The organism is Streptococcus pseudopneumoniae ATCC BAA-960 = CCUG 49455, assembly GCF_002087075.1.
Taxonomy (GTDB): domain Bacteria; phylum Bacillota; class Bacilli; order Lactobacillales; family Streptococcaceae; genus Streptococcus; species Streptococcus pseudopneumoniae.
The window spans coordinates 1-7,513 of record NZ_MWSM01000014.1; the positions used below are offsets into that span (position 1 = coordinate 1).

Genomic DNA, 7,513 nt, shown 5'->3' on the forward strand with positions numbered 1-7,513 from the left:
AAACTGGCTTGAAGCCATAACAAAAAAACTCTCTACCACAAAAAGATAGAGAGTTTTTAGTTTAAATATATAATTTCAAAATATCGACGGCATCGCTTCTTTGTTTAATTTGATAGGCTTTGGATACCTAAGCTCCGACTTTATCACTTAAAAAATAAAAAAGGACAGCTAATCCCTTGCACATCAAGGGATTTCGCCATTCTTTAATCTCGTTTAAGTGTTGTATATGGAGCTTTGCATAATTTTTTAAAACTAAACAACTACATTAAGCACGAACTGTGACGCTGGTTCCATCTTCCTTATAAAGATTGATGAGACCCTCTTTAAGAGCTCGAACCATGTCTCCAGCTTGAACAGGTTGTGGGACTTTGATTGTCAAGAGTTCCATTGGATTTGGAGCGCGATCGATTTTATTGCCTTTGGCATCGTGAAGATCCTCAATATAGGTTTCAATTTGAAGATACATGGACTTCGATTGAGGATTACAAAGAATTTTTATCTGTAAGATTAGAAGAATGCAAAAGAGTGCTAAAAAATAGTGGCAGTATTTTCGTTCATTGTGATAAAATTGCAAATCATCATATTAGATTAATTTTAGATAATATCTTTGGAGCAGATATGTTTCAAAGCGAAATTATATGGAACTATAAACGGTGGTCTAATTCAAAAAAGGGATTATTGAACAATCATCAAAACATTTACTTTTATTCAAAGTCAAAAGATTTTAAATTTAATACAATTTTTACAGAGTATTCTTCTACTACAAATATCGACCAAATACTAGTGGAACGAAAACGAGATGGAAACTCTAAAACTATATATAAAGTTGATAATAATGGTAACTATCTTCTAGCAAAAGAGAAAAATGGAGTTCCCCTTTCAGATGTTTGGAATATACCATTTCTTAATCCAAAAGCTAAAGAAAGAGTAGGTTATCCTACACAAAAACCTATTCTGTTATTAGAACAAATTATAAAGATTGCTACTGATAAAAATGATATAGTTTTAGACCCGTTCTGTGGAAGTAGAACTACTTTAGTAGCCTCCAAGATTTTGAATAGAAATTATATGGGGATTGATTTATCTGAGGAAGCTATCAATATAACTCAGCAACGTCTGGAAAATGTTATAAAAACAAGTTCAAATTTATTGAATAAAGGAATCGAAGCATATAGAACCAAAACTGAGGAAGAGGAAAACATTCTTAAATTATTACAGGCAAAAATTGTTCAAAGAAATAAAGGAATTGATGGTTTTTTACCTAAACATTTTCAAAAAAACCGATACCTATAAAAATTCAAAAAAATAATGAATGTCTGAATGAAAGTATCTCTTTATTACAGAATGCTATAAACTCCAAAAAACTTGATTTTGGAGTAGTTATAAAAACTCATTCAGATAATTTATTATTTGATTTTGATACGATTCCTGAAAATATAATAGTAATTGACCATTTTGAACTTACAATCGAAAAATGGTTAAGTAAAAGTCAACAGTTACTATAGTTTGCAAATTATTTACAGAAAGAACAAAAATGCTCTGAAACACTGATTTCAAAGCATTTTTTGTTAGTTTAAAATTACTCCCACTCAACGGTTGCAGGTGGTTTACTTGTAATATCGTAGACGATACGGTTAACATGATCCACTTCATTTACGATACGTACTGAGATTTTTTGAAGTACTTCCCATGGAATTTTGGCAAAATCAGCAGTCATACCATCGATAGAAGTGATAGCACGGATTGCAATCGTGTAGTCATACGTACGACCGTCACCCATAACACCGACTGAACGAACGCCTGTGTTAACAGTGAAGTATTGCCAAATATCGCGGTCAAGTCCAGCTTTAGCGATTTCTTCACGAAGAATAGCGTCTGATTCACGAACGGTTTCAAGTTTCTCTTCAGTGATTTCACCCATGACACGGATAGCAAGTCCTGGTCCTGGGAATGGTTGGCGCCATACGATATGGTCTGGCATACCAAGCTCTGTACCAAGGGCACGAACTTCGTCCTTGTAAAGAGTATTCAATGGTTCGATCAATTCAAACTGCATGTCTTCTGGAAGACCACCCACGTTGTGGTGTGACTTGATAGTTTGAGCTGTATCCGTACCAGACTCGATAACGTCTGTATAAAGAGTTCCTTGAGCAAGGAATTTCACATCTTTGAGCTTGCTTGCTTCGTCATCAAAGACATAGACAAACTCGTTACCGATGATTTTACGCTTTTGTTCAGGGTCAGAAACTCCTGCAAGTTTATCAAGGAAACGTTTAGCTGCGTCTGCTTTGACGATATTCAAACCAAACTTACCACCAAGCATGTCCATAACTTGGTCCGCTTCTCCTTTACGAAGAAGACCGTGATCCACGAAGATACAGATCAATTGATCGCCAATCGCTTTTTGGAGAAGAACTCCAACAACTGAAGAGTCAACCCCACCTGAAAGGCCAAGAAGGACACGTTTATCACCAACAGTCTCACGGATTTTTTGGATCTGCATGTCGATGAAGTTATCCATTGTCCAATCGCCTTTAGCCTTACAGATGTTAAGGGCAAAGTTACGAAGGATATCATTTCCGTATACAGAATGACGAACTTCTGGGTGGAATTGGATACCGTAAATGTGTTTATCTGGATTTTCGATGGCTGCGTAAGGGCAGTCAGCTGATGTTCCAGTACGAACAAAGTCAGCAGGAATCTCAGTAACCGCATCACCATGGCTCATCAATACAGTTTGTTCATCAGGTGTTGATTCAAAAAGAGATGATGGTGTGTGTGTTAGGGTTGATTGACCGTATTCACGATTTCCAGCAGCACCTGCAGGAACAACTTTTCCTCCAAGTTTATGGGTCAATAACTGCATACCATAACAAATTCCCAAAATTGGAATTCCGAGTTCGAAGATTTCTGGGTCAATATCAAATGAACCATCTTCATATACAGAGTTTGGACCACCTGATAGAATAATTCCTACAGGATTGACTTCACGAACTTCAGCAGCTGAAATTTTATGGCTCTTTAGTTCTGAAAAAACACCAATCTCACGGATACGGCGTGAAATCAGCTGGTTGTATTGGCTACCATAGTCCAATACGATGATTTTTTCTACATCTTGCAAATCAGTTGAAATGTTGCTCATCTTTTTCCTTTCTCAAAAGAAATATCTTTTCCAATATTCTATCACAAATAAGGGCGAATTACCAACTAATACTCAATGAAAATCANNTTTGAGGTTGCAGATAGAGCTAACGCGGTTTGAAGAGATTTTCGAAGAGTATAAACAAGGCGAAGTTTGACTTTTTCTAGTTTATTGGGGTACAATAGAGAAAAGATAGAAATGAAGTGAAAAATATGCTACCTGCTTATATGAAAATCCATGATCAGATTAAAAAGGATATTGACGAGCACCGTTGGGCTATTGGTGAGAGGCTTCCCAGTGAAAGAGATTTAGCAGAGCAGTTTTCGGTCAGCCGCATGACCCTCCGCCAAGCCGTATCTCTATTGGTTGAAGAAGGTGTCTTAGAGCGCAGAGTTGGAAGTGGCACCTTTGTGTCCAGTACTCGGGTACAAGAAAAGATGCGAGGGACAACCAGTTTTACTGAAATTGTTAAGTCCCAAGGTAAAGTACCCTCTAGCCAGCTCATTTCCTACAGAAAAACCATTCCCAATGAGCAGGAAGTTGCCAAGCTAGGAATTTCTCCTACCGAAAATATTATCCGAATGGAGCGGGTCCGCTATGCCGACAAAGTTCCTCTGGTTTATGAAGTTGCTTCTATTCCTGAAAAATTCATTAAGGACTTTAAAAAAGAAGAAATCACTAGTCATTTCTTCCAAACACTGCAAAAACATGGCTACCGTATTGGTAAATCACATCAGACCATCTATGCTCGCCTTGCTAAGGAAAAAATCGCCCACTATTTAGAAGTTGAAAAAGGACATGCTATTCTTGGTCTGACTCAGGTTTCCTACCTAGAAGATGGTACTGCTTTTGAATACGTAAAAAGTCAATATGTAGGCGAACGTTTTGAATTTTATCTTGAAAACAATTAATACTCTTCGAAAATCTCTTCAAACCGCGTCAACGTCGCCTTGCCGTACTCAAGTACAGTCTGCGGCTAGTTTCCTAGTTTGCTCTTTGATTTTCATTGAGTATAAAATACTACGCAAAAACTCTCTGTCACGGACGACAAAGAGTCTTTTTATTTTTCTAAGACTAAATCTTTCAAAGAAATCAGGGTTACAGCAAACAATATCATTGCCATACCAAGAAAATCAATGGGATAAAATTGTTCATTCATGATTAGGAAAGCAAAGAAAACAGCCGAAATTGGCTCAATTGAAGCCAACAAACTTGACTTGACCGGCCCAATCAGACTGGCTCCTTTTAGAAAGGCTGTATAGGCAAAGACAGTCCCGATAAGGATAATGCCCGCAAAAGCGAGGAGAAAATCAAGACTTGTTGGGATAGTAGTCTGTAGAACTCCTGTAAAAGGAAGGGCAACCAAACCTGCTATAACCATTCCCACACCAATGACCAAACTGCTCCCCCACTTCTTAATCAAGGCTATGGGTAAAATGATATAAAGTGCGTAAGTCAGAGCAGAAAAGAGACCCCAAAACAGGTCTGCAGGTGTCATGGATAACTGGTCCACCTGCCCATGTGTTGCGATCAGGAAGGTTCCTCCGATGGCTAATATGATAGAAACAATCTCTCCCAGTGTCGGTGCCACCTTATCCTTGATACAGCTATAAATCAAAATTCCGACAGGACAAACATACTGAAGTACTGTCGCGGTACCTGCATTGGTCTCCTGAATAGCAGTTAGATAGGCGAATTGGTTGAGGAATAGACCAATTAGAGCAAAAATAAGAAGAGACAGCAAACTCTTCTTATCCGTTAAAAAGGCCAGCATTTTATCCTTTGCAGTGGCATAAGCCAAGAGCATGAGAATTCCACCAGCGATTAAAAGGCGCAAGTTGGTCAAGACCAGAGCTGAAATTCCGTGTGCCATCAGGTATTGGCCACTCGTTCCTGACAAGCCCCAAGCTATCCCTGCCACAACTGTTAGTAAAGTCCCTTTTAAACTATTTGACATGTCTCTCCTTACTCTTCTTTGCGAATCAAGTTCATCACTTGATTGCGGTCTACAATCCATTGAGCCCTCTCATCCTTTTCATAGGTACGATTCGATAGGAAAATGGCCGCTTCTTGCTTCTGACGATTCCACATGATAAAGGTACCTGTATAGCCCGTATGGTCTAGCCAATCTCCTTCCAAATTCCATGCCAAAGAACGTTCCTTGTCATCCAAAGGTGAAAAATTTTGACTCAAATCTCTTGCAAAATCATCTGCTAAATAGTGTTCTAAAAAGATTTGTAAATCCTTTACAGTCGAAAACAAACCAGCACTACCTGCATGTCTGCCCAAGAGGCGAGCCTTGGGATCATGTACCAGACCTGCCTCGACACCTCTAACTGTTGGAACAGCAAGCTCAACAGGTCCAAATTGGGTTTCCGTCATTCCCCACGGTTTCCAAACTTGTTCTTGTAAAATCACATCCAAATCTTGATTAAAAATTCTTTCCAAAATAAAGCCCAACAGCAAAAAATGGACATCCGAATAAAGAAAGGCTGGCTGACTTCGTCTGTTGAGATGAAACATCGCTTCCTTTAATTCAGGGGCTGTTAAAAGATCACGATTAGGAATAAAAGGATCAAGGTCTGTTGCATGAGTCAAGAGCTGGCGAATAGTGATGTCTGGATAATCACTCTCAGCTAAAAAATCTGTTACCGGTCTGTCAATATCTAATTTGCCTTTTTCCCACAAGAAGGTAAAAACGGTGCCAACGCCAACAACCTTGCTGACACTAGCTAGGTCATAAACTAGTCCTGCCTCAGTCTGCAAGCCATGCTCTGGGTGACTCTGGCCAATATAGAACTCCGTCCATTGATTGTCCTTAAAATACGCAAAAGAGGCTCCGGGATAAATCCCTGCCTCGATTTGTTCTTCTATTTTTTTAATAATCTGGGTCCACTTCATACTTCTTCAAACCACAATTCAACATTATTTCGATCTTTACAAAGGAAGAATTTTTCAGACTTAGGAATAAAATATTCGGTAGACTCAAACTTCTGGCGAAGACTTGCTATATCTAGTTCATTGACCAAGAACTTGAGCATAGATAAGTCCCAAGTAACCGTATTATCCACAGTCAAATCCTGCCCCTGTGCTGGAATAAAATCAAGGGATGCCCCAATTTCAGATGATTCCAAGAAACTTTCGATATCAGTTTGGAGATGTAATTCCATAGAAATCTCAAATTTACTTAAAGAGATTGATGCCAAATCTGTTTGAAATTCAGGCTTTTCTCCTACTTCTACTAGACTTGCTCTGTCATCTTCTGCATGAATCAAAATCAAATCATCTTCTGGTGAAAAAATTTCAAAAGCGTAGCCATTTTGACCTTTATATAATCGATGAATCGAATCTGTTTTAGATAAGAGTCCCTCGATTTCTAAGGGATTTTCCACCTTGATAATCAATCTAGCCAGTTTTTTTCGTCCCTCTACCTTACGAGTACGCATGCTTGGTGCTTCTTCTAAAACCAGCTTTTCAAGACCTGTTTGGTCCCCTAGTGATAGGAAGGCTGATTCCTCTAACAAGGCCTTCATACCAAGGGTTTCAATATAAAATGTTTCATTTAATTTTCTATTATTAACTTTTAAAGTAGGAATAATCCGTACAATCTGATTTACATTCATAAATTCCTCCATCACTTTTTATTTTAAAGGATTTTAGAATTTTTTACAAGATATTATGCTCAAATTTAACTTTATTTAGCTATTTAGTAAAGATAGCCTTTCAAGGCTTTTGTCAAAACCTGATAACCAGCAACACTGAGGTGCAGTCCATCAGTTGTATATTCTGGCTCTATAATATTTGTAGTGGGTAAATCCCCTATAGATATTATGGAGCCTATTTTTGTGTAGAAAAAAAGTCCCATATGACCTATAATGAAAAGCGACAAAACAACTCATTAGAAAGAATCATATGGAACAATTACATTTTATCACAAAACTCCTTGACATTAAAGACCCTAATATCCAATTTATGGATATCATCAATAAGGATACACACAAGGAAATCATCGCCAAACTGGACTATGAAGCTCCATCTTGTCCTAAGTGCGGAAGTCAAATGAAGAAATATGACTTTCAAAAACCTTCTAAAATTCCTTATCTTGAAACGACTGGTATGCCTACTAGAATTCTACTTAGAAAGCGTCGATTCAAGTGCTATCACTGTTCAAAAATGATGGTCGCTGAAACTTCTATCGTCAAGAAGAATCACCAAATCCCTCGTATCATCAATCAAAAAATTGCTCAAAAGTTAATTGAAAAGATTTCTATGACTGATATTGACCATCAGCTTTCCATCTCAACTTCAACTGTCATTCGAAAGCTCAATGACTTCCACTTTGAGTGTAATTTTAGAAATCTGCCTAAGATT

At 37.9% G+C, this 7,513-nt stretch carries 7 protein-coding genes and 2 pseudogenes; 3 read left to right on the forward strand and 6 right to left on the reverse strand.

Annotated elements, in window-relative coordinates:
* Window positions 1-265: 265 nt before the first annotated feature.
* A pseudogene (locus B4W83_RS03715) lies at window positions 266-463 on the reverse strand (U32 family peptidase C-terminal domain-containing protein); the annotation flags it as partial.
* On the opposite strand from B4W83_RS03715, the gene B4W83_RS03720 reads away from it, so the two are divergent.
* Window positions 394-1,293: a DNA-methyltransferase gene (locus tag B4W83_RS03720; RefSeq protein ID WP_306291439.1), complete on the forward strand. Its 900-nt coding sequence runs from the start codon at window positions 394-396 to the stop codon at window positions 1,291-1,293. The pseudogene B4W83_RS03715 and the gene B4W83_RS03720 sit on opposite strands and share 70 nt — an antisense overlap.
* 286 nt (window positions 1,294-1,579) lie before the next feature.
* Here the strand turns inward: B4W83_RS03720 and guaA are convergent, their stop codons facing one another.
* Entirely contained in the window at window positions 1,580-3,142 is a 1,563-nt protein-coding gene (gene guaA / locus B4W83_RS03730; protein WP_000065719.1) for a glutamine-hydrolyzing GMP synthase, read from the reverse strand.
* A 212-nt stretch (window positions 3,143-3,354) separates the two neighbouring features.
* Here guaA and B4W83_RS03735 point away from each other — a divergent pair, with 212 nt between their 5' ends.
* Window positions 3,355-4,053 (forward strand): GntR family transcriptional regulator, encoded by a 699-nt coding sequence (locus tag B4W83_RS03735; RefSeq protein ID WP_000936194.1) that lies wholly within the window; start codon window positions 3,355-3,357, stop codon window positions 4,051-4,053.
* Window positions 4,054-4,202: 149 nt separating this feature from the next.
* Here B4W83_RS03735 and B4W83_RS03740 read toward each other — a convergent pair whose 3' ends face one another.
* From B4W83_RS03740 to B4W83_RS13125, 4 genes and pseudogenes are all read right to left on the reverse strand, one after another.
* Complete coding sequence (locus B4W83_RS03740) at window positions 4,203-5,099, reverse strand: DMT family transporter (RefSeq protein WP_000071685.1); 897 nt, start codon at window positions 5,097-5,099, stop codon at window positions 4,203-4,205.
* Between the two features lie 8 nt (window positions 5,100-5,107).
* A complete protein-coding gene (locus tag B4W83_RS03745; protein WP_000872315.1) occupies window positions 5,108-6,043 on the reverse strand; it encodes a serine hydrolase domain-containing protein in 936 nt (311 codons plus the stop codon).
* On the reverse strand, window positions 6,040-6,765 hold the full coding sequence (locus B4W83_RS03750) for a CppA family protein (protein ID WP_001102227.1): 726 nt from the start codon (window positions 6,763-6,765) through the stop codon (window positions 6,040-6,042). Before B4W83_RS03750 ends, B4W83_RS03745 begins: the two co-directional genes overlap by 4 nt.
* Before the next feature lie 83 nt (window positions 6,766-6,848).
* Window positions 6,849-6,938 (reverse strand): annotated as a pseudogene (locus tag B4W83_RS13125) (platelet activating factor); the annotation flags it as partial.
* Window positions 6,939-7,054: 116 nt separating this feature from the next.
* On the opposite strand from B4W83_RS13125, the gene B4W83_RS03760 reads away from it, so the two are divergent.
* A partial coding sequence (locus B4W83_RS03760; RefSeq protein WP_142246427.1) for a transposase family protein occupies window positions 7,055-7,513 on the forward strand: 459 nt, incomplete at its 3' end.